Annotated in this window: 19 protein-coding genes and 3 pseudogenes; 13 read left to right on the top strand and 9 right to left on the bottom strand. The window is 62.1% G+C overall.

The window, feature by feature from the left end:
- Positions 1-98: 98 nt before the first annotated feature.
- Positions 99-1601, bottom strand: coding sequence for an ATP-binding protein (locus tag AC0IYU_RS33105; protein WP_472126138.1), 1503 nt, complete (start codon positions 1599-1601; stop codon positions 99-101).
- Between the two features lie 343 nt (positions 1602-1944).
- Here AC0IYU_RS33105 and AC0IYU_RS33110 point away from each other — a divergent pair, with 343 nt between their 5' ends.
- The 3 genes from AC0IYU_RS33110 to AC0IYU_RS33120 all read left to right on the top strand — a co-directional run bounded on the left by AC0IYU_RS33110 (position 1945) and on the right by AC0IYU_RS33120 (position 3964).
- Positions 1945-2385 (top strand): VOC family protein, encoded by a 441-nt coding sequence (locus AC0IYU_RS33110; RefSeq protein ID WP_472126142.1) that lies wholly within the window; start codon positions 1945-1947, stop codon positions 2383-2385.
- Between the two features lie 186 nt (positions 2386-2571).
- Complete coding sequence (locus AC0IYU_RS33115) at positions 2572-3477, top strand: LysR family transcriptional regulator (protein WP_472126145.1); 906 nt, start codon at positions 2572-2574, stop codon at positions 3475-3477.
- 157 nt (positions 3478-3634) lie between these two features.
- Positions 3635-3964, top strand: coding sequence for a YciI family protein (locus tag AC0IYU_RS33120; protein WP_472126148.1), 330 nt, complete (start codon positions 3635-3637; stop codon positions 3962-3964).
- 421 nt (positions 3965-4385) lie between these two features.
- On the opposite strand, the gene AC0IYU_RS33125 is transcribed toward AC0IYU_RS33120, so the two are convergent.
- Both AC0IYU_RS33125 and AC0IYU_RS33130 read right to left on the bottom strand, forming a co-directional pair.
- Positions 4386-4907: a DUF1993 domain-containing protein gene (locus tag AC0IYU_RS33125; protein WP_472126151.1), complete on the bottom strand. Its 522-nt coding sequence runs from the start codon at positions 4905-4907 to the stop codon at positions 4386-4388.
- Positions 4908-4998: 91 nt separating this feature from the next.
- Entirely contained in the window at positions 4999-5748 is a 750-nt protein-coding gene (locus tag AC0IYU_RS33130) for an SDR family NAD(P)-dependent oxidoreductase (RefSeq protein ID WP_472126154.1), read from the bottom strand.
- Positions 5749-6039: 291 nt separating this feature from the next.
- Between AC0IYU_RS33130 and AC0IYU_RS33135 the strand changes: the two are divergent.
- From AC0IYU_RS33135 to AC0IYU_RS33145, 3 genes and pseudogenes are all read left to right on the top strand, one after another.
- Positions 6040-6672, top strand: a pseudogene (locus AC0IYU_RS33135) (transposase); the annotation flags it as partial.
- Positions 6673-7028: 356 nt separating this feature from the next.
- Positions 7029-7262, top strand: coding sequence for a hypothetical protein (locus tag AC0IYU_RS33140; protein WP_472126157.1), 234 nt, complete (start codon positions 7029-7031; stop codon positions 7260-7262).
- A complete protein-coding gene (locus AC0IYU_RS33145) occupies positions 7249-9321 on the top strand; it encodes a recombinase family protein (RefSeq protein WP_472126160.1) in 2073 nt (690 codons plus the stop codon). Before AC0IYU_RS33140 ends, AC0IYU_RS33145 begins: the two co-directional genes overlap by 14 nt.
- A 24-nt stretch (positions 9322-9345) precedes the next feature.
- Here the strand turns inward: AC0IYU_RS33145 and tnpC are convergent.
- From tnpC to AC0IYU_RS33160, 3 genes and pseudogenes are all read right to left on the bottom strand, one after another.
- Positions 9346-10712: pseudogene (tnpC, locus tag AC0IYU_RS33150) on the bottom strand (IS66 family transposase); the annotation flags it as partial.
- A 74-nt stretch (positions 10713-10786) separates the two neighbouring features.
- Complete coding sequence (gene tnpB / locus AC0IYU_RS33155; RefSeq protein ID WP_307605230.1) at positions 10787-11122, bottom strand: IS66 family insertion sequence element accessory protein TnpB; 336 nt, start codon at positions 11120-11122, stop codon at positions 10787-10789.
- Positions 11119-11499 carry a transposase gene (locus tag AC0IYU_RS33160; protein WP_307605228.1) on the bottom strand — a complete coding sequence of 127 codons (381 nt, stop codon included), beginning with the start codon at positions 11497-11499 and terminating at the stop codon, positions 11119-11121. The genes tnpB and AC0IYU_RS33160 overlap by 4 nt, the downstream gene beginning before the upstream one ends.
- Positions 11500-11558: 59 nt before the next feature.
- Between AC0IYU_RS33160 and AC0IYU_RS33165 the strand changes: the two are divergent.
- Positions 11559-12512 (top strand): annotated as a pseudogene (locus tag AC0IYU_RS33165) (IS30 family transposase); the annotation flags it as partial.
- Between the two features lie 133 nt (positions 12513-12645).
- Here AC0IYU_RS33165 and AC0IYU_RS33170 read toward each other — a convergent pair.
- Positions 12646-13587 carry a LysR substrate-binding domain-containing protein gene (locus tag AC0IYU_RS33170; RefSeq protein ID WP_472126163.1) on the bottom strand — a complete coding sequence of 314 codons (942 nt, stop codon included), beginning with the start codon at positions 13585-13587 and terminating at the stop codon, positions 12646-12648.
- A gap of 130 nt (positions 13588-13717) precedes the next feature.
- Here AC0IYU_RS33170 and AC0IYU_RS33175 point away from each other — a divergent pair, with 130 nt between their 5' ends.
- On the top strand, positions 13718-14482 hold the full coding sequence (locus AC0IYU_RS33175) for an SDR family oxidoreductase (RefSeq protein WP_472126165.1): 765 nt from the start codon (positions 13718-13720) through the stop codon (positions 14480-14482).
- Positions 14483-14521: 39 nt separating this feature from the next.
- Positions 14522-14902, top strand: a complete 381-nt coding sequence (locus AC0IYU_RS33180; protein ID WP_472126168.1) for a nuclear transport factor 2 family protein — start codon at positions 14522-14524, stop codon at positions 14900-14902.
- Between the two features lie 40 nt (positions 14903-14942).
- On the opposite strand, the gene AC0IYU_RS33185 is transcribed toward AC0IYU_RS33180, so the two are convergent.
- Positions 14943-15971 carry an SDR family oxidoreductase gene (locus AC0IYU_RS33185; protein ID WP_472126171.1) on the bottom strand — a complete coding sequence of 343 codons (1029 nt, stop codon included), beginning with the start codon at positions 15969-15971 and terminating at the stop codon, positions 14943-14945.
- Positions 15972-16025: 54 nt separating this feature from the next.
- Here AC0IYU_RS33185 and AC0IYU_RS33190 point away from each other — a divergent pair, with 54 nt between their 5' ends.
- Positions 16026-16499 carry a winged helix-turn-helix transcriptional regulator gene (locus AC0IYU_RS33190; protein WP_472126174.1) on the top strand — a complete coding sequence of 158 codons (474 nt, stop codon included), beginning with the start codon at positions 16026-16028 and terminating at the stop codon, positions 16497-16499.
- A gap of 231 nt (positions 16500-16730) precedes the next feature.
- On the opposite strand, the gene AC0IYU_RS33195 is transcribed toward AC0IYU_RS33190, so the two are convergent.
- Complete coding sequence (locus AC0IYU_RS33195; RefSeq protein ID WP_086928896.1) at positions 16731-18143, bottom strand: short-chain fatty acyl-CoA regulator family protein; 1413 nt, start codon at positions 18141-18143, stop codon at positions 16731-16733.
- A gap of 120 nt (positions 18144-18263) precedes the next feature.
- Here AC0IYU_RS33195 and AC0IYU_RS33200 point away from each other — a divergent pair, with 120 nt between their 5' ends.
- Genes AC0IYU_RS33200 through acnD form a run of 3 tightly spaced genes read left to right on the top strand, consistent with a single transcriptional unit; the run spans position 18264 to position 22467 of the window.
- Positions 18264-18659 (top strand): acyl-CoA thioesterase, encoded by a 396-nt coding sequence (locus tag AC0IYU_RS33200; protein ID WP_086914300.1) that lies wholly within the window; start codon positions 18264-18266, stop codon positions 18657-18659.
- Complete coding sequence (prpC, locus tag AC0IYU_RS33205; RefSeq protein WP_472126177.1) at positions 18656-19819, top strand: bifunctional 2-methylcitrate synthase/citrate synthase; 1164 nt, start codon at positions 18656-18658, stop codon at positions 19817-19819. The genes AC0IYU_RS33200 and prpC overlap by 4 nt, the downstream gene beginning before the upstream one ends.
- 20 nt (positions 19820-19839) lie before the next feature.
- Entirely contained in the window at positions 19840-22467 is a 2628-nt protein-coding gene (gene acnD / locus AC0IYU_RS33210; protein WP_086914306.1) for a Fe/S-dependent 2-methylisocitrate dehydratase AcnD, read from the top strand.
- The last annotated feature ends 22 nt before the right edge of the window (positions 22468-22489 follow it).

Consider the following 22489-nt stretch of genomic DNA (forward strand, 5'->3'; position numbering starts at 1 on the left):
CACCTCGCTTGAACAGGTGACCTGATTTTATTTTTGAGAAGGCGTGGGGGGAAGTGTTTTCACACAGCCTCGGCCAGTACCAGCCATTCGCCCCTCCCTCAAAAGAGGCTCGCGTAGTCGTTCAGGTCCTTGGCCAAATAGCCCTTGCCCACGAAATGCGCGCGGTCCCCCTGGGTAAAAGTCGGAGAGAACAGAACCATTTCCTTGGTCCAACCCTGCAGATGCCGGTGGTCTTTGGCAGCCAAAAAGCCCTCGACGTGCCTCTTGAACCCAGCAAGAGACTCGTTGGTGTGCGCGTCGGCCGAACGCTTGCACGACCCGAACCGTACGCGTTTGTTTGGTTCATCTAGCGCCACTACATCGATTTCCACGTTGCGAGTTGCATCCTTAGGACGGTTCCAGTAGCCCAGCTGCACACTGGACAGGTCAAAGTCGCCCTTGCCCTTACGCGAGCACTCCTGATGCAGTTTCCGGATGAGCTTCTCGAAGGCGAAGCCTTCCACACTCATCAACCGCGGTCGCGCCAACTCAAGCGTCTTTTCTAGTGGCTTCAAGCGCGCCGCCTCCCGCGCCGGCTTAGCTACCGCCAGCCAGGCCTGCAGAAAATTGTCGGCAATGTAGTAGCGGGCGTTGCGGCTCTTGCCATCCGAGAACACCGGATTGAGCTTGGAAATCATTTCGTAGTTTGAGACGAGCTTGACCAGATACGCGCTGATTTGGGTTTTCTCTTCCGGCGCACCAACCCCTGCCAGCAACTCACCGTTACCGCAGCCGGCGTGCTCGGCCAGAAAGGTAAGCATCGAAAGGTACCGCCCCCGGAGCTCGCGCAGGAACCAGGTGTCGGCTTCCTCAGATAGCGGGCTCGAGCTCCGTAAGAACAATCTTGTCAGCAGTTCGTCGGCGAAATTCTCCGGCCCGACCTGGTAGAGGTCTTGCTCGAAGGCATCGTGATAGAACTTTGGCACTCCCTCGAAGAACGTCCATAGGGTGAGCCACTGCGAGGGCGCCAGCACATTCTGGCTCCGGAAAACGTCCAGCAGGTCCTCGAAGTCCCAGTGGTCCAGCTTGATGCGCTGGGTCAGCCGGCCGTAGAGCGGCGCCCCCTTGTCTTCGAGAAGCTCGTTCATGTCGGCGTGCAGCGAGCCTAGAACGAACAAGCCGCCTTGCTTGATGTTGGAGCCGCGCAGCTTGTCGACCTCGGCTTGCAAGAAGGAGTTGAAGCTCTTCAACACCGCCCGGGTGAAGTACTGGAACTCGTCGATGACAACGACCAGACCCGCGCGGCATAGTTCGCTAATGGCCCGCGCCATGGAAGGAAAGTTCACCACCGTTGCGCTCAAGCTTTGCGCCAGGCTGTGCTCACAGTCCGCGAGCGAGCGCCGGAAAGCAGTCGCCACATCTCGCTCATCCGAGTCAGGGACCTGCATGTAGATGAGGCGCTCGGACAGAGAGGCATCGCCTTTGGCTAGCTGTGACAGCAAGGACGTCTTGCCAATCCGGCGGCGCCCTTCGATGCGGCAAAAGAACCAGCGCCCTGCATGCACAATGCGGTTCAACTCTGATAGCGGCTCGGTCCGGCCGTAAAACTGCCACTCAGCCATGAGATTCCTGTAAGGTAATTTTGATTATCTTACACGATTTTTACCCCTAAGTCATTGATTTAATGCCCGTTTTCCGTTCGCGCCGACATCGAAAAGCACGGGGCGTCAACTTAGCGCGCGAACGTTGGGCTGGTGCCCCGACCTTCCTCGCCCCCCCTGAGGGCCCGGTGCAGCCTGATGGCCCAGTCTGGCCCTCCGGTCAGCTCGGCGGCAGTGGCAGGATGCGGCGGCCACAAGCGGAAGTACATAGCGCCGGCCCAATTCTTCGGCTAAGGGGCCATTCGTAAAGCGGTCGGGGCACCACGGCGCCGCGTACAACTAGTTAGACCTCAAGGAGACATTGATGACCGTCAAGCGCATGGACAACATCGGCATCGTGGTGGACGACATCGATGCAGCCGTCGAGTTCTTCATTGAACTTGGTCTTGAACTCGAGGGACGCGCCCCGGTTGAAGGAGACTGGGCAGATGGTGTCACTGGATTGCGCGGCATGCGCGTCGAGATTGCCATGATGCGTACGCCGGACGGTCATAGCCGGCTTGAGCTGTCACGCTTCAGTGCACCGACTGTGGTGGCAGACCATCGCAGCGCCCCAGTGAATGCTCTCGGCTACCTCCGTGTCATGTTAACCGTGGAGGACATCGACGATACGCTCGCCCGGCTCAGTGGCCGTGGCGCCGAGCTCGTCGGCGAAGTTGCTCAGTATCAGAACATGTATCGGCTCTGCTATATCCGGGGACCCGAAGGCATTCTCATTGGGCTCGCCCAGCAACTCGGGCAGTAGACCTTCCGAAAGAATCCCTTAGGACATGAGCGTTGAGAACTGAGGAACTGACGTGCAGCCCCTTGCTGGAGCGGACCGCGACGGTGAGTTTGTGAGCCGTATGGACCAACCGAGCAGCGGCCAGAATCGCGTAAAACGCACTCACACGCACTGTTAGTAAGCAAACCTCAAGAGGTACCAAGAGCAATGGATCGAATTGACGTCATGCGCCTGTTCATCCGAGTGGCGGAGACCGGCAATTTTTCCAAGGTTGCGCGGTCTACCGGCGTCACACAGCCGACGGTGAGCAAAATCGTCGCTGGACTCGAAGCCAAGCTCGGTGCGCAGTTGCTGCGCCGCACCTCGCGAGGCTTGACCCTAACGGACGCCGGCCAGAGGTTCTATGAGTCAGCACTCGACATCGTTGAACGCGTCGACGAACTTGAAAGCGGCGTCAGCACAGGCGACGCCTCGCCAAGTGGGATCGTCAGGATCGCGATTTCCCCTGCCTTTGGTCGAATGGAGATCGTGCCCCACTTGGGCGCATTCTTCGAGCGTTACCCCGAAGTCCGTCTCGATTTCAACGTTTCGCAGAGATATGTAAATCTGGTGGAAGAGGGTTTGGACTTGGCAATACGAGTCGGTCCGCTGACGGATTCAACGATGATGGCCCGCCGAATCGGCGGCATGGACTACCTGACCGTCGCAGCCCCCGGCTACCTCGCCCAGGCCGGAACTCCGACCCGCGTGGAAGAACTTGAGCAACATAAATGCATCGCGTTCATGGCTCGAGACGCACCCAGACCGTGGGAGTTCAAGGACGCTGGCGGACCGATGAAGTTTTCTCCTCAGGGGGCCATCAGCAGCAATGACGCCGAGTACGTGCGCGCTGCAGTCCTTGCTGGCCTCGGCATCGGGCACAACGCGGGTTGGCTGTACGTGCGCGACGTGGCTGCCGGACGCCTGGTGCCACTGCTGACCGAATACGCCCCGGAACCGTTCCCGATCCATGCTGTTTGGCCTGGCAGCCGTCGCCTTGCTGGCAAAACCCGCGCGGTGGTGGACTACTTGGCCGAACTGTTCGCTGAGAACCCAGTGTTGAAGGTGCGGTAGCACCGTCCCTCATGCTGCCCATCGCGGCACGGCATAGGTTGTATGCCTCTGCCCCATCTTCCCCGACTGCGCTTCAGTCTCTATCTTCCATACCCAGGCAGTGCGAGAACAACGTCCTTCATCTGCCAGGCTTTGACACCAACGCATGGAGTAAAAAATGATTGACGAAAACGGCCCTCACTATTTTGTTGCCTTTCAGTCCCCCGGCCCGAAATGGGTGAAAGGGATGAAGTACAACGAGCAACCCGAGTTCATGGACCACGTGGGCTACATGTTGAAGATGCAGGAGAAGGGCATGACCGTTCTAAGTGGCCCTTTCATGGAAAAGGCCGGAGGCCTCAACGGTGTGCTCGCGGACGGCGGCATGACCATCTTCAAGGCCGCGGATCTTGAAGAGGCCACGACGATCGGTACCGATGATCCAACGGTGAAGTCCGGCATGCTGAATGTGGAAGTGAAGATGATGTGGGTACCTTTCCACACCTGACGCTGCCCTCCGCCGCTCCACCGTAGCGGCATGACATGAAAGTTGCGCCTCGGCCGTGAGACCTAGGTTGCTGCGGAGAGCCGGTTGACGTTGGGACCGTGCAGGCCCACGCTCCGCATCCTTCGGGCGCCCGCACAAACAGCTTGACAAGAAGCTCCAGCCCATCGTCGCCAGCAACTTTTACGCAGACACAGAGCGCGATGCCGGCTTTTGGCGATGACTGGCGATGCTTATCCGAACTTGGCCGAAAACACTCGTCAGCTCAAGGAGCTTGCGAGCTTCGAGAGGCCCGTAAAAAAGTCGCTATCCTCTCGGCGCTTAAGGCAGAGCATTGGCCGCCGTACAACCTTCCCATTGACGTCGCGAGCCATGCTGAACTGAGCGTCTCAGTACAGCATCGCCGATGCGGTGTGGCGATGCCTCAGGTATTCGCCGCCTCGCGCAGCGTTTCACCTAGGTAGTCCCGCTTTCCTACCGGCAGCCCTTGGGACCGCAGGATGGCGTGGGTGGTGGCCTGATGGAAGCGAACGTTGGGCATCAGGATTTCCGAAAAGTACTCGAACCCGTTCATCGAACGGGAAACGCTTCGGAACGACAGCGTGACCGCCCGATCCGCTGATTCTTCAAAGTCCGCGCGATCGATGCCCGCAAGATAGATATCGGTCTTGGCCAAGCGCTGCTTGAGCTCGACAAACGTTTCCTCGCGATCTTCCATGAACGGGGCATGCACGCCAATCAACCGCGCGGCCCCGTATCGTGCGTTGTCGCTGATGCGCTGAACCTGGCCTGCGAGGTTCAACATGTCCGGTGCGAGGCGGGCCTGAATAAGCAGGGCGGGATCGATGCCTCGGCGCGACGCGAATGCTTCTGCCGTCGCCATATAAAAATCCATGACGCGTAGTACCCGCCGCAGCGGCGGAATGGTCAAACCAAACAAGTTCATAGCAGGAGTGTGGTTGGAAGGCAGGACGCACCGAGGCGTCCGGACAAGTGCACCGCACAACTCACGTGAGCTGTGCAGCATGCAACCGCGATTACAGCGAAGTGATGCCGCCATCGGCGACGAGGTCGATCCCAGTGGAATAGCTGCCGTCGTTGGAGGCAAGGAACAGGATTGCCGCGGCCATTTCTTCGGGCTTTCCCATCCGACCCATCGGCGTCATGTTTCGGAACATCGTGCGAGCTCCCTCGGCTTGCTCTTTGTCCGGGAATTGGACTTCAATGATGGGCGTTTCGATGACACCAGGGCTCAGTGTGTTGACGCGGATGCCGCGGTCCTTCAGTTCATGTGCCCAGGTGCGGGAGAACGATCGGATTGCCGCCTTTGTCGCTGCGTAGGCACCATAGGCCGGATAGCCCTTCACGTTCATGCCCGAGCTGACTAGGACGATAGAGCTTCCATCGCGAAGCAGCGGCAGAGCCTTGGCCACGGTGAAGTACGTGCCACGCGCATTCGTGTTGAACGTCTTGTTGAAATGTTCCGGCGTCGCTGCTTCAAGAGGTTGCAGCTCGACGAAGGCGGCGTTCGCCACGATGATGTCGAGCTGGCCCTTCTCTGAACCGATCTTGGCGTAGAGGCGGTCGAGATCGGCGAAATCGGCGATGTCGCCCTGCACCGTTGCAACCTTGTCGCCAAGCTGCTTACGCGCTTTCGCCAACTCCTCTTCGCGACGACCAGTGATGTAGACGAAAGCTCCTTCGTTAACAAATGCCTGCGCCGTTGCGAGGCCGATGCCGCTGCTGCCGCCAGTTACCAGCGCGACTTTCCCATTCAGCTTGCTCATATCAATCCTTTGAAGTTTCACGGTTCTGAACCTGTGTTCAGGCGTAGAAGATAAGGACCGGGTTGCAGCGAGAACAGGGTACGGGTTGGCATAGGTGCTATGCCGGGACCAGGCGGTGCATGCGCCCGATGAGGGGACACAAGCGAAGATTCAGTGGCTTACTACGCACACGCTGATGGCGGCCTCGCTGCACGTCAGGACGCTTACAGTTTTAGACCGAAAGGTGTTAGCGCCAGTGCAATCGTGATCAGCGGGGGTGCGGACAAAAATTGGACTACCAGGAGGTAGTTCATGTATTCATACAACGACAGAATTCGAGCGGTCGAGCTGTACATCAAGCTCGACAAGCGCGTCAGGGCGACCATTCGTCAATTGGGATACCCGACCAAGAATGCGCTGAAGAGCTGGCACCGCGAGTACGAGCGGCGGCTCGACCTACCGAAGGGCTATGCGCGATCGAAGCCCAAGTATTCTCAAGAGCAGAAGGAGACGGCTGTCAGGCATTACCTTGATCATGGACGCTGCATTGCATTCACCATCAAGGCGTTGGGCTATCCGGTACGCGAATCGCTGCGTTCCTGGATTCACGAATTGCACCCCGAGTTGCACGCGCGCGTCGTCGGTCGATCAAACGGGGTGGCGCGGCCGCCAGCGATGAAGCAGGCAGCTGTCATCGCGTTGTGCACGCGGCAGGGGGGTGCACACGCCGTGGCCCAAGAGCTGGGCGTGTGCAGGCCAACGCTGTACAACTGGAAGAACCAACTTTTGGGACGTGAGGCACCCGCATCCATGAAACGCACTAATCAATCTCCGCCGTCGCAAGAGCGCGATGAGCTGGAGCGCCAGGTGGGGTCGCTGCGCCGTGAAGTCAGGCAGCTTCGCCTTGAGCAGGACCTCTTGAACAAGGCTAACGACTGGATCAAGCTCATGACGGCTGCGGCGCGTTGCCCGGCACGCAGGCTCCCAGCGAACAGCCAGTTGCCTCTGCCCACTGCAATCACGAGGTCATTCTGCCCATGTCGGGCAAGAGGTCGAAGTCTTCTACCGCTGGCACGCGCTGTACGGCCGTCGTGTGCGACGGCAGTACAGCGAGCAACGAGCGACGGGCGAGGTTGTTCACGTTGAGGTGAGTCCTGGCGCCGTCATCGTGGTGGCGGCATGGATGCTCGACGCAGCCTCTTGCGCCGGCATGAACCTCAGCGCTCCTCGCGCGTCGATCGCCGCCCTGACCGAACTGCATCAGTTGCTGTCGCAACGCGGGCTTCGGCGAAGCTCCTCCGGTGTCCATCACACCGATCGCGAGGAGCAAGATGACGAGTTCACCCAGACCACACCTGCGCAGCCTGGTGCCGGCTGCGACGGTGCCGCAGCGGCAGTTGAGCATGGCATTCGAGTCCCCAGTCCTTCAGGGAATGTGCCCAAGCGAACGCGCCAACGCGATCGCGCAACTGGCGATCCTGCTGCTTCAGGCGGCGGGTGTTCAGCGGACGGGAGCTGACGATGGCGAACACTGATCTATTGCCCGCCACTGTGCTGCGTCGCAAGGCCGTCGTCTACGTGCGGCAGTCCACCCAGACGCAGGTGCAGAACAACCTGGAGAGCCAGCGCCGCCAGTACGACCTGGTCGAGGAAGCACGCCGCCGTGGATTCACGCAGGTCGAAGTCATCGACGATGACCTCGGTCGGTCCGCGAGTGGCATGGTGGCCAGACCCGGCTTCGATCGACTCGTCGCGTGGCTCTGCGCCGGCGAGGTCGGCGCCGTGCTTTGTTTCGACGCCTCGCGGCTCGCGCGCAATGGTCGCGACTGGCATCACCTGCTGGAGCTTTGCGGCTTGGTCGAGGCCCGTGTCATCGACCTGGATGGCGTCTACGATCCGTGTCGTCCCAACGATCGGTTGCTGCTGGGCATGAAGGGAAGCATCAGCGAGTTCGAGCTCGGCGTGCTCAGGGCGCGCATGTTCGAGGCCGCCCGCGCCAAGGCCCAGCGCGGCGAACTGCGCATCAGCGTGCCCATCGGCTACGTCTGGCATCGCGAAGTCGGTCTAGGGTTTGATCCCGACCTGCGCCTGCAGGAGGCGATTCGGTTGATCTTCGCTCGCTTTCGCAAGCTGGGCAGCGCGCGCCAGGTCTTTCTGTCGCTCGCCGCCGAACAGGTTCACTTCCCGCGCCCCTCTGATGGCAAGAAGATGGTGACGTTCGACTGGACACCGATCCGCTATCGCAACGTGATCTCGGTGCTCAAGAACCCCTTCTATGCAGGCACGTACGCCTACGGCAAGAGCGAGAAGCGAACCACCCTCGTGGAGGGGCGGCTGCGCAAGAGCTACGGACACGGCAAGCCCGTCGAGCAGTGGGAAGTGATGCTGAAGGACCACCATGAAGCCTACATCGATGGGGCCGAGTTCGAGCGCAATCAGAAGCAGCTTGCCATCAATGCCTACGGTAGAGTCGATGGCGTGAAGTCGGGACGCGGCGGCCGAGCGCTGCTTGCGGGGATGCTCTGCTGCGCACGCTGTGGCCGCCGTCTGACGGTGGCGTATACGGGACGAGGGGCTGGTCAACCCGTGTATCGATGCGACCGCCGCAGTGTGCAGTTGGCGCTGCCGCAGTGCTTCGCCTTCGGAGGCCGCCGACCCGACGAGGCTATCGCACGAGAGCTCCTGAGAGCGGTCGAGCCCTTGGCCATCGAAGCGGCATTGCAAGCTGAACGGAGGCACATGGAAGTCCAAGCGGACCAGCGGCGAATCGTGGAACTGGAACTGCAGCAAGCACGCTATGAAGCAACGCTGGCAGAGCGTCGCTACGCGGCATGCGACCCCGACAACCGTTTGATCGCCGCCCAGCTCGAGAAGAGCTGGGAGTCGGCGTTGCAGCGTGTGCAGGCGTGCCAGCGTCGCGTCGACGCTGTGGACCAAACGCTGTCGGCCATCGCGGTGCCCGACCTCGGTGGACTCGCCCAAGATCTCGCTGCCGCATGGGATGCGCCCGGCGTGACGATGCGCACGCGCCAGCAATTGCTCCACACCTTGGTCCACGAGATCATTGCCGATCTCGATGAGAAGACGCGAGAGATCGTGCTGACGATTCATTGGCGTGGAGGTCCGCATTCGCAAGTCAGGCTTGCGAAGCCGAAGTCCGGCGAACACGGCTGTCGAACTCCCGATGAAGCCCTGGCTGTGATGCGCAGCATGGCGGGCAAGTGGTCCGACGAGCACATCGCCGCAACCCTCAATCGCATGGGCCTTCCCACGGGGCAGGCGAAGACGTGGACCGCGCATCGCGTGAGCTCCGTGCGCAGAGTGAACGACATCCGCGCGTACCGTTCAGCGCACAAGGATGGGCAGTGGTTGACCATGTCGGAGGCCGCAGCCGAACTCGGCGTCAACAACCACCGCATTCGGCGCCTGATCAAGGACGGCATACTGCCCGCCGAGCAGGTGGTGCCGCGGGCGCCGTATCAGATTCGAGCCAGCGACCTGCTGGATCCGAAGGTCATCGACGCGGTAGCCCGAACAGATCGCCCGTGTCGCGCCCTCGGCGAGAACCAGATCTCAATGTTTTCAACTACTTAACGAAGTGGGGCACTATGAACAGGTCATTGCAATCGGCCGGATCTGGTTCTCCACCCAGTTGTTGTCCGCAGGCAAGTTGCCATCGTCTAGATAACGCATCAGCGCAGGCCAGCGCTTCAGGCTGTAATTCAGTGCTTTGGCTGTCCCTGAACCTTCCGGGACCTTGAGCTGCTGCGCGATCATCCAGGCATGCAGTGCCTCGGCGATCGGCCGACCCCGCGCTTGGCGGATGCGATGCCGCTCATCTACGTCCAGGTCCTTCACCTCGCGCTCGATCTCGTAGAGCCGGGCGAAGTGTTGGATGCCTGCCTCTGCGATGTGACTCTTGTTGGCTGTGTGCAGCTCGACGAACTTTCGCCGGGCGTGGGCCAGGCATCCAGCCTCGACGACGCCCTTGGCCAGCAGGGCCTTGTAGCCCGAGTAGTCGTCGCAGACCAGCGCGCCGCGCCATTCGCCCAGGAAGTCCTGCGCATGCTGGCCAGCACGGCTGTCGGCGAAGTCGTAGACCACGGCCTTCATGCCTCGAAGGCGCCTGGGGTGTAGGCCCACAAGTAAGCGCGGTGCGTCTTGCCGGTGCCAGGCTTGAGCATTGCCACGGGCGTTTCGTCGGCATGCAGAACGTGGTGATCGAGGATCGCTTCCTTGAGCGCGTCGACCAGTGGCTGCAGGCGTACACCACAGGCGCCGACCCACGCACCAAGCGTCGAGCGCGAGATGGCCAGGCCGGCACGCCCGAAGATGGTTTCCTGTCGGTACAGCGGAAGGTGATCGGCGTACTTGGCCACCATCACCTGCGCCAGGAGTCCAGCCGTAGGGATGCCCTTGTCGATTACCTGGGCCGGCACCGGCGCCTGGATCAGCGTCTGGCACTTCGCGCACGCCCACTTGCCTCGCACATGCCGCTCGACGGTGAACACGCCGGGAACGTAGTCAAGCTTCTCGGCCACATCCTCGCCGATGCGCTTGAGCGCGCAGCCGCACGTGCAGGTTGTCGAATCGGGTTCGTGATGCACATTGACGCGCGGCAGGTCTGTCGGCAGCGGCACGCGGCGCGGCTGCTGCTTGTCCTCGGTCTTGGGCGTTGGACGAAGCTGCTTCAACTCTTCTTCGATGGCTGCCAAGTCGGCGTCAAGCGTCTCTTCCAGAAGGCTGGCCTGCGCTGCGTCGAGCTTCTCGCTGCTCTTGCCGAAGCGCAGGCGCTTGTACTGTGCGAGCTCGTGGGTAAGTTGATCGACCTTGGTGGATTTGAAGGTGACCTCGCGCGTGAGCGCCTCGATCGAGCGTTCCTTGGCCTCGAGCAGGCGCTGCTGCTCGGCGAAGCCATCAATGAGCCGGAGGGTCACCTCGTGCAGTTGCTCTGCACTCAGGCCCTTCAGTTGTTCGGCGTCCACCATGAGCACGTAGAGTGCCGGGCGATTGCGCGACTGTCATCGGCGTTTGCCGCAATTGCAGGGGGCATGCGCGATCACACGACGGTGATGACGCCCGCTGCTCCGACGCGCTGCCATGGCAATCCGAGCACAAGCGCGTCGAGCTGCTCACGCGTCACCGCCATCTGCGTGCCCAGGCTCGCGTTGGCCCAGAGGAATCGGCCCTGGTTCAGCCGACGCGCGCACAGCCAGATGCCGATGCCATCGTGCACAAGGACCTTCATGCGGTTGGCGCGTCGATTGGCAAATAAGTAAGCGTGGTACGGCTGGGCTGCGCCGAACACCTTCACGACGCGCGCGAGCGCCGTCTCGGTGCCAGCGCGCATGTCGATCGGCTCGGTAGCCAGCCACACGGCGTCGACGCGGATCAACGCAGCCACTCGCGCAGCCAGGCTGCGCACGACGACGCTGACTCCACCGGCCAGTGCACCACTGCGGTGGCGCTGCCTCGCTTCAGTTCGATGCGAATGTCACGGGCTGGCATCTCGGCTTCGGCCTGTACATCGAGCGCGATGAAGTCGGGCATCGGCAAGGTTGGAACGTCAGTCGCTTTCGGCGACGCAGCCCTGCGATCATCGGCACGCCACCGGTGCACCACATTCGCATTCAGGTTGTACAGCCTCGCGATCGCCGCGGCAGAAGCATCCGGCTGCCGGCACGCCTCAAGGACCTCAGCCTTGAACCGCGCGCTGTGCTTGCGACGCGTCGCCCGCTTAACCACACCATCTATTGCGTCCACATCATTCATCGCGGACACGATGCCTGCCGACTCTCAGGCAATCAAGATGACTTCACCGCGCGCTTACAGAGATCTCCCGCGCTCTGATGGTTGGTGAATCGATGCGTTCAGTGGCCGCCCGACTTGGCAGGGCACCGTCGACCATCAGCCGAGAGATCGGGCGCAACGCAGGGCAAGGCGGGTATCGGGCGAGCGTCGCCGACGAAGCTGCCTGGAACCGTGCCCTGCGGCCGAAGCGATGCAAGCTGGTCAAGAACCGGGCGCTGGCTGGCGTCGTGGCGGACCTGCTTCGAATGCTGTGGTCGCCGGAGCAGATCGCCGGCTGGCTCAAGCATACTTATCCGAACGACCCGAGCCTTCATGTGTCACACGAGACCATCTACCGCAGTCTTTTCATTCAAGCGCGTGGTGCATTGAAGAAGGAGCTGCTGGAGCACCTCAGACGCACGCGCGGCATGCGACGCTCTCGTTCCTATACGCAGAAGACTGCGATCCATGGGCAGATTGCCGATGCCGTGTCGATCAGCGAGCGCCCCGCATCTGTCGAGGATCGGGCGGTGCCTGGTCATTGGGAAGGTGACTTGGTGTTCGGCAGCGGGAACAGCCAGATCGCCACGTTGGTGGAGCGGCAAACGCGATATGTGATGTTGGTGAAGCTCGAAGGCAAGGACTCGCAATCGGTGGTCAACGCGCTGATAAAGAACGCGCGCAAGTTGCCGCAGGAGCTCTACAAGTCATTGACCTGGGATCGAGGCACGGAGATGCATGGTCACAAGCGATTCACGATGGCCACCGACATCCAGGTCTACTTCTGTGATCCCCAGAGCCCCTGGCAGCGCGGCAGCAACGAGAACACCAATGGGTTGCTCAGGCAGTACATGCCGAAGGGCATGGACATCTCAGGGTTCTCACAGCTTCAACTCAACGCGATCGCGAGACAATTGAACGAGAGGCCGCGCAAGACGCTCGGCTTCCATACACCTGCTGAAATGTTCAGCGAATGTGTTGCATCGACCGGTTGAATCCGCCACCGATGCACGCAATACAGCGCCGAAAAAACCCACCAGGGCTTGCAAGAAATGCATCCCCTGCATCTTTTGCCCCTTTGGGAACATGACCAGTGTGGAAATCGCGCGACCGGGGAAGTCGTTAGTGTCAGCGGTCGTCAAAGGGTGCAAATACTTCTGCGACCCAATCGACGAGCAGACGGATCTTGGCGCTCAGGTGGCGATTGCTCGCGTAGACCACGTGAAAGGGTTGTCGCGGTCGCGTCCAGTCTTCGAGCACCGTGCGCAACCGGCCGCTTGCGAGATGGGGTGTGGCCATGAACTTGAAAGCCTGCCCAATACCGACGCCTGCCAGCAGTGCACTGAGGTGGGCGGTACTCTCGTTGACAGCGACTTCAACCTGGCCGTGAACCGATAGCTGCTCGTCGCCCTTATGGAACTCGAGCGGAAATGCTCTTCCGGTGAGCGACGAGAAGTAGCCGGCGATGGCGTGGCCTGGAACGCTGCCCTTCGCCGTCGTCGGCATCGCCGCGGGCATCAATTCCGATGGATGCTTCGGAATGCCGCGCGCCTTCAAATACACCGGACTTGCACACGTGACCCAGTCCATGTCGGCGATGCGTCGCGCCACGAGCGACGTATCCGGCAGCAGGCCGCCGCGAATCGCGCAGTCGACGCCTTCCCCGACGAGGTCGATCGGCCGGTCGCTGACCCCCAAATCGACGTGCAGTTCCGGGTAGCGCGCCCGAAAGGTCGGCAACGCGGGGATCAGGATCATGTTGGCTACCACTGATCCGACGTCGATGCGGATTCGCCCGTGCGGACGAGAGCGTGCGCGAGAGGCGCTCTCGTCCATCTCTTCGAGTTCTCCGATCAGGCGCGTCGCCCGTTCGTAGTACGCCGCGCCCTCCGGCGTCACGTTGACGCGGCGGGTCGTGCGATGCAGCAGCTTGATCCCAAGATGCTGCTCCAGATCCTGCACGAGCTTGGTCACGGTGGGGCGCGGAATGTTCATCGAGTCGGCGGCGCGTGAGAACGCGCCCGACTCGGCGATCCGCACGAAAACGCGCAAGGCGAGAAGTTGGTCCATGTGCAATGCGGAAGAGGATGGGTCGCCTCGATTATTCAACGACGTGAAATAAGAAATCCATTTTGATGTCTTTATTCATGGCTGTGTACTTTCTAAACTTTGCTCACCCTATCAATCGAAGGAGCACGACATGGAAAACAAACTCGCCGGCAAGGTCGCCGTCATCACCGGCGGCACCACCGGGATCGGCCTGGCCACCGCCAAGGCCTTCGCGTCGGAAGGCGCTCACGTCATCATCACCGGCCGACGTCAGGCTGAACTGGACGCGGCCGTCGCCGCGATCGGGCAGAACGCAACGGGCGTGCAGGCCGATTCAACCCGGCTTGGCGACCTGGACCGGCTGTACGACTTGGTGCAGAGGCAGCACGGTCGTATCGACGTGCTTTATGCCAACGCGGGTGGCGGAGAGATGTTGCCGCTGGGTGCCATCACCGAGGCGCACTTCGACCAGACCTTCGACCGCAATGTGAAGGCCGTGGTGTTCACCGTGCAGAAGGCATTGCCGCTGCTGGAGAAGGCCATGAACGGTGCCTCCGTCATCCTGGCCGGCTCGACGGCCGGCGTGATGGGCACGCCGAACTTCAGCATCTACAGCGCGACCAAGGCGGCAGTTCGCAATCTCGCGCGCAGTTGGGTGCTGGATCTCAAAGGACGGGCGATCCGCATCAATACGCTGTCGCCTGGACCGATCCACACCCCCGGGCTGGTGGAACTCGCAGGCCCCGACCTCGCCCAGCAGCGGGGCCTGGTCGACTATCTGACCATGCAGATCCCCATCGGTCGCATCGGCGAACCCGACGACGTCGCCAAGGCGGCGGTCTTCCTCGCTTCCGACGACGCCGCGTTCATCACCGGCATCGAATTGTTCACCGACGGCGGACTCGCTCAGGTCTGAACGCACTTCAACGACGCATTCGACTTCAAGGAAACCACCATGAACACCGCTCTGCAATTGCTCCAGTCCTATCAGGACAACGTTCGGACGCCCGCGGCTGCCGCCGCACTCTTCGCCGAAGACGGCGTGCTCGAACTGCCGACCGTCCAGGCCCATGCCCGCGGCCCAGCCGCCGTCGAGGCGCTCCTCTCCGGTCTGCTCGCCAAGGTCCCCGACTTTCGGTTCAAGGACTTCAAGGTCTGGATCGACACCCCCGACCGGGTGTTCGGCGAATACTCCGTCGAGGCGCTGGTGGTCGACACCGGCAAGATGTATCGACAGACCTATGCTGGCGTGCTGATCGCGGAAGGCGGCAAGATCAAGCTGCTGCGCGAGGCCCTGGACACCGCTGCCGCGGCCCGGGCGTTCAGCAAGGATTGACGCACGTCGTCTTGCAGGCGTCTCTGAACGGCCTGAACTCTCAACGAGATGCCAAGCCAAGGCGCAGCAGGCTCTCCGCGGTCGACACGATGGTTTCCTCGTTCGACCGCGGGCTCCACGCAAGCAGATGGCGTGCCTTCTGGTTCGAGGATTCGCGTCTCTTGCCAAGGTTCGGAGCAAGCTGGCGCGCTGCCGGACTGAACAGGGAGGACAGCCGAATCTGCCAGCTGGGCAACCGTTTCGTGGGAACCCTGGCCGCGGCGGTGCCCAGATGGCGCCGCAGGATGGCTGCCATGTCTTCGAGGGACACCAGACCACCCGCAACGCCGATGAAGCGCTCCCCTTTCGCATGAGGGCTCAGCATCGCCTTGATCTGCAGGTCCGCCACGTCGCGGACATCCACGACGCCGAACGAGATGTCCGGCAAACCTGGCATCGCGCCTTCCAGCAAACGCTTGACGATGGCGGTGGAGGACGACACTTCAGTGCTCAGCACCGGACCGAAGATGCCGACCGGATTGACGACAGCCATTTCAAGACCGCGTCCCTCGGCCTTCACGAAATCCCATGCGGCTCGTTCTGCAATGGCCTTGGAACGGATGTAAGGCGCGTTGGGCATCGATGGATCGGTCCAGTCAGCCTCCGTATAGACAGCCCCAGCCTCCGGCTTGACGCCATACCCTACGGCGGCGAACGACGACGTGACGACCACGCGTCGCACCTGCGCATCCCGTGCCGCGCGAAGGATACGCAGGGTGCCGTCGCGGGCCGGGCGGATGAGCTCGTCAGCGTCCTTCGGGGCGGCCGTTGGAAATGGCGAAGCCACATGCAGCACATGCTCGCATCCCGACATGGCGTCTTGCCAACCGTCGTCGCTCATGAGATCGGCCTTCACGAACTCGACACGTCCCGCTGAGCTTGCGTTCGTGGATGCGAGCATCTGTCGGGTTCGCTCGGCGCTTTGCAGCGATCGAACAGTGGTGCGAACGCTGTAGCCATGGTTCAGCAAACTGAGAATGCAATGGCCTGCCAGAAAGCCCGACCCACCTGTCACCAGAACTGTGCTCATCATTGATTCTCCTGGGCAGGATGTTGCTGACAAGCGATGCGTCCAACAAGTAGGATGATTTTTCAGACCAGTCTCAAATTCCAGACTCGAGCAACGATGAACATTCAGCCGATCCCGCCCAGAACCTACGCAGAGGAATGTGAGAACTGCACGGGCCCCACCAGCATCGACATCCTGCGGTTTCAGCGGACCATCCGTGCGATCACCGGGCGTTGGAAGATCGAGATCGTTTGCATGCTTGTCGAGGGACCGATGCGGTTCGGTGCGTTGAAACGGGGGCTACCCGGCATCACGCAGCACATGCTGACCACACAACTCAAGGAGCTGGCGGCCAACGGCATCGTGATAAGGCATGACTTCGCCGAGAGTCCTCCGCGCGTCGATTACGCGCTGTCCCAGGCGGGGGTCGACCTGATCCCAACGCTGCGCGCCATGCTTGCGTGGTCGGTCAAGTACGACACATTCCTGGAATCTGATGCTGTCTCAGAGTTGGCGACTCCGGCCTCGGCCATCGGAATGGCCAAATAGCCGTCGTGCAGGATGCCGCAGGCAAGGGCCACGATGAGCACATACGGGCCGGCAGAACAACGCGCTGGCTTTGCGCCAGCACTCAGGAGCGGGCCTTCAAGGACTGATAGCGAACAGCCGCTTCAGACTGGTTGCGGCCTGCCGCGCTAGTCCAAAGATCGGCCGCTTTTAGCCACCAAGCGGTCGCTTTCCAACGCACTACTACGGGCGTCAGTGCTTGCCAGATCAAATTTATCGCGTCATGCCGTATGGCGTTAGGTGACTCTGATTTTCGTCCACGTCCAACGAACGTCCGACGAACGGGAACGCGCGCTGCCGGCATTCGATGCGTTCGCAGACCTTGCAACCCATGCCGATCGAGGTAGCCGCCGTCGGGTCTCGCAGATCCAGTCCGCGAGCGTAGACCAGCCGGGAAGCATTGCGAACGTCACACCCCAGACCGATGGAAAAGATGCGCTGTGGCGAGCCGTACGCGCCTTCATTGCTCGTCACGGTTCGTGCAATCCAAAGGTAGCAGCGGCCATCGGGCATGGAGGCCAACTGGGGCAGGATGCGGCCCGGCTGCGCAAAGGCTTCATAGACATTCCAAAGCGGGCAGGTGCCGCCTGTGCGGCTGAAGTGGAAGTGCGTTGCAGACTGCCGTTTGGAGATGTTGCCGGCTCGGTCGACCCGAACGAAAAAGAACGGGACGCCCGGGGCGCCCGGACGCTGCAAGGTGCTGAGCCGGTGGCAGACCGTCTCGAAGCCGACGGCGAACTGTTTTCCCAGCAGATCGATGTCGTAGCGAAGCCGCTCGGCTTCGCCGAGAAACTGTCCGTACGGCAGCAGCACCGCGCCAGCGAAGTAGTTGGCCAGACCAACGCGTGCCAACTTTTTGGAAGGCGCATCGTGCAGCAACGCGTGGCCAGAGACGAGAGAGTCGATCGCGCCTGCCTGCTCAATGAGTGCCAGTTGCGTCGCGAGCTGAAAAACCTGTTGGGCCGGGTCAAGTGCCGCCGACACGCGCAACGTACGGTGCGCGGGGTCGTACTGCCGCTTGCCACCAAATTCGTCGGACAGCTGAATCACGCGCACCTTATGACGCTGAAGCAGGCGCTGCACCAGCCAGTCGGCCAAGAGTGCGCCGCGCACACCGGCTTCAGCGGCCAATGCCTCGGCGTTCCGGTCGATTTCTTCGAAGTGGTTCTGATGCGCAAAGAAGAAGTCGCGCACCGCCTCGAAAGGCATAGCCCGTGCTGAAGTGATGTCCGAACGGTCGTCGCCCATGCGCACCGCGATCGTCTCGAGATGCTCCTGCACCTCGAGGCTGCGCCGATGCAGGGCAATCAGCGCGCGTCCCAACGCGGGCATCTGCGACGCCACCTCCTTGAGTTCTGGAAGCGATACCGGTTCAGTCGCATCGGCCAGGGCTTCACGCATGCCGGCGATCAGACGCGCTTCCTCGTCCTCCGAAAACTCCTGGATGTTGATCCCAAGCGCTCGGTCGATCTTCAACAAGACGGCCACGGTGAGTGGCCGCTGGTTCTGCTCCAACTGGTTCAGGTAGCTGGGGGAAAGCCCGAGCGCATTGGCCATAGCGGTTTGGGACATCCCGCGCTCGGCGCGCAGCTTGCGCAGTCGTACCCCCATGAACGTTTTTTTCATCGTGTTGACAGGCCAAGCTCACTCATCTTCGCAAGATTTGCAATTTTGCTGAATTTGATTCGCAAGTCTTCGCCCTTTCAGTCCTTTTGTGAAGCGCATTTTCTGCGTAAATTGCGAAGCATGACAACACCCACTGGAACAGCCGAGTTGCGCGAACTGGTGCTGCCGGTGCATGCCAATCACCACGACACGCTGTTCGCCGGGCAAGGGCTGCAGTTGATGGCCAAGGCGGCTTTTCTGGCAGCACGAGGACTGGCGCAGCAAGAGGTCGTGATGGCAAGCGTGACCAGCGTGGACTTTCTATCGCCGGTGGCGGTGGGCTACCAGCTCACCCTTCGCGGATGGGTCAGCCGTATCGGCCGCAGCTCGATGACCGTTTGTGTGAGCGGCATCGCCGACAAGCCGGGCATCCCGGCGGAAGAAGTCCTCAAGGGCGTGTTCGAGATGGTGGCAGTCGATGCCACCGGTCGCCCTGCCCCCATCAATCGCTCTTATCTGGACAAGGAAACAGCATGACCACCACGACCGAAACCACTGCACCTGCCTTCAAACCCAAGAAGTCCGTCGCTCTCTCCGGCGTCACCGCCGGCAATACCGCGCTGTGCACCGTGGGCCGCACTGGCAACGACCTGCACTACCGTGGGTACGACATTCTGGACGTCGCCGAGGTCTGCGAGTTCGAGGAAATCGCCCACTTGCTGGTGCACGGCAAGCTGCCGACGCGCGCCGAACTCGCCGCCTACAAGGCCAAGCTGAAGGCCATGCGCGGTGTGCCGGCCAGCGTGAGGCGGGCGCTGGAGCAGATTCCCGCCAACGCCCACCCCATGGACGTGATGCGCACCGGCGTCTCTGCTCTGGGCTGCACCTTGCCCGAGAAGGACGACCACGGCACGCCCGGCGCGCGCGACATTGCCGATCGGTTGATGGCATCACTGGGCTCCATGCTTCTGTATTGGTATCACTGGTCTTCGCAGGGCAAGCGCATCGAGCTGGAGACCGACGATGACTCCATCGGCGCGCATTTCCTGCATCTGCTGCACGGCAAGAAGCCCAGTGCCGAGTGGGAGCGCGCCATGCACACCTCGCTGAACCTCTATGCCGAACACGAATTCAACGCATCGACCTTCGCCGCGCGTGTGATCGCCGGCACCGGCAGCGACATGCACTCGGCGATCGCCGGCGCCATCGGTGCACTGCGCGGCCCCAAGCATGGCGGTGCGAACGAGGTGGCCTTCGAGATCCAGAAACGCTATGACAACCCGGCCGAGGCCGAGGTCGACATCCGCCGCCGCGTCGAGGCGAAGGAGGTCGTGATCGGCTTCGGCCACCCGGTTTATACGGTGAGCGATCCACGCAACGTGGTGATCAAGGGCGTGGCAAAGCGCCTGTCCGACGGTGCGGGCACCACCAAGATGTACGACATCGCCGAGCGGCTGGAATCGGTCATGTGGGAAGTCAAGAAGATGTTCCCGAACCTGGACTGGTTCAGCGCGGTGAGCTATCACATGATGGGCGTGCCGACGGCCATGTTCACACCGCTGTTCGTGATCGCGCGCACCAGCGGTTGGGCCGCGCATGTGATCGAACAGCGCGTGGACAACAAGATCATTCGCCCCAGTGCCAACTACACCGGCCCCGAGGATTTGAAGTTCCTGCCGATCGAAGAACGCCACTGAGCAATCCAATGCACATGCTCATGCCCCACGAAGAATTTCGCAAACCGCTGTCCGGCACCGCACTGGACTACATCGACGCCCGCGCCGCCGTCGACGCGCTGCAGGCCGGTGCCTGGGCGCGACTGCCGTATACCGCACGCGTGCATGCCGAGAACCTGGTCCGGCGCTGCGAGCCGGCCATCCTGAACGACTGCCTGCTGCAACTCATCGAACGCCGGCGTGATCGCGACTTTCCCTGGTTTCCCGTGCGCGTGGTGTGCCACGACATCCTGGGCCAGACGGCGCTGGTGGACCTGGCCGGCCTGCGCGACGCCATCGCGGCCGAAGGCGGCGACCCGGCGCAGGTGAACCCGGTGGTGCCGGTGCAACTCATCGTCGACCATTCTCTGGCCGTGGAGTGCGGCGGGTTCGATCCGCAGGCCTTCGAGAAGAACCGGGCCATCGAAGACCGGCGCAACGAGGACCGCTTTCACTTCATCGAGTGGACGAAACGCGCCTTCGCCAACATGGAGGTGATCCCGGCGGGGAACGGGATCATGCATCAGATCAATCTGGAGAAGATGTCGCCGGTGGTCTACGTGCAGGACGGCCTGGCCTTCCCCGACACCTGCGTGGGCACCGACAGTCATACGCCCCACGTCGATGCGCTGGGGGTGATCGCGGTGGGCGTCGGCGGCCTGGAGGCCGAGAACGTGATGCTGGGCCGCGCCTCGTGGATGCGGCTACCCGACATCATCGGCGTGGAGCTCACTGGCCGGCGCCAGCCGGGCATCACCGCCACCGACATCGTGCTGTCGCTCACCGAGTTCCTGCGCAAGGAAAAAGTGGTCGGTGCGTACCTGGAGTTCTTCGGCGAAGGCGCGCCGGGCCTGACGGTCGGGGACCGTGCCACCATCTCCAACATGTGTCCAGAGTACGGCGCCACCGCCGCGCTCTTCTACATCGACGAGCAGACGCTCACCTACCTGCGGCTCACAGGCCGTGAAGACACGCAGGTCGCGTTGGTCGAGACCTATGCGAAAACGGCCGGCTTCTGGGGCGATGCGCTGAAGACGGCGGTCTACGAGCGCGTGCTGAGCTTCGACCTGTCGAGCGTGGTGCGCAGCATGGCCGGCCCTTCCAATCCGCACCGCCGGCTGCCGACATCGCAACTGGCGGAGCGCAACATCGCGGTGGGCCTGGCCGATGTCCGGCAGCAGGAGGCCGCAGGCCTGATGCCCGATGGCGCGGTGATCATCGCGGCCATCACCTCCTGCACCAACACCTCGAACCCCCGCAACGTGATTGCCGCGGCGCTGCTCGCGCGCAACGCGAACCGACTGGGGCTCAAGCGCAAGCCGTGGGTCAAGTCGTCGCTGGCACCGGGATCCAAGGCGGTGGAGCTGTACCTGCGCGACGCCGACCTGCTGCACGACCTGGAGCAGCTCGGCTTTGGCATCGTAGGCTTCGCGTGCACCACCTGCAACGGGATGTCCGGCGCGCTGGATCCGAAGATCCAGAACGAGATCATCGAGCGCGACCTCTACGCCACGGCGGTGCTCTCCGGCAACCGCAACTTCGACGGCCGCATCCACCCCTATGCGAAGCAGGCCTTCCTGGCCTCGCCGCCGCTGGTGGTGGCCTACGCCATCGCGGGCACCATGCGCTTCGACATCGAGCGCGACGTGCTGGACGTCGTTGACGGCAAGGAAATCCGCTTGCGCGACCTGTGGCCGAGCGACTCGGAGATCGACGCCATCGTCGCGGCGTCGGTGCGGCCCGAGATGTTCCGCAAGGTCTACGAACCCATGTTCGCGATTCATGCCGACAGCGGAGAAAAAGTGAGTCCGCAGTACGACTGGCGGCCGCAGTCGACCTACATTCGCCGCCCGCCTTACTGGGACAGCGAAGGCGTGGGAGCACTGGCGGCCGTGCCGCGCACGCTGCGCGCCATGCGGCCGCTAGCCATCCTGCCCGACAACATCACGACGGACCATCTCTCACCGTCCAACGCCATCCTCATGGACAGCGCCGCCGGCGAGTACCTTCACAAGATGGGCCTGCCGGAAGAGGACTTCAACTCCTACGCCACGCATCGAGGCGATCACCTGACGGCCATGCGCGCCACCTTCGCCAACCCGCAACTCGTCAACGAAATGGCGGTGGTCGACGGCGTGCAGAAGAAGGGTTCCTTCGCGCGCATCGAACCCGAGGGGCAAATCGTGCGCATGTGGGAAGCCATCGAAACCTACTTGAACCGCAGGCAGCCGTTGATCATCGTGGCCGGCGCCGACTACGGCCAGGGCTCGTCTCGCGACTGGGCTGCCAAAGGCGTGCGCCTGGCGGGTGTGGAAACCGTGGTGGCCGAAGGCTTCGAACGCATCCACCGAACCAACCTTCTGGGCATGGGCGTGCTGCCGCTGGAGTTCAAGCCCGGTACCACGCGCCTCACCCTGGTCCTGGACGGCACCGAGACCTTCGACGTCGCCGGCAAACCCGCGCCGGGCGCCGACCTGACGTTGGTCGTTCACCGCCGCAGTGGCGAGACCTTGCAGGTGCCGGTGACCTGCCGCCTGGACACTGCGGAAGAAGTGTCGATCTACGAAGCCGGCGGCGTGCTGCAGCGTTTTGCGCAAGACTTCCTGGCCGCCAACAAGTCGACCGCTTGAAGACAACCACCCTCCTCATCGC

The organism is Variovorax sp. AC103 (genome assembly GCF_979254005.1).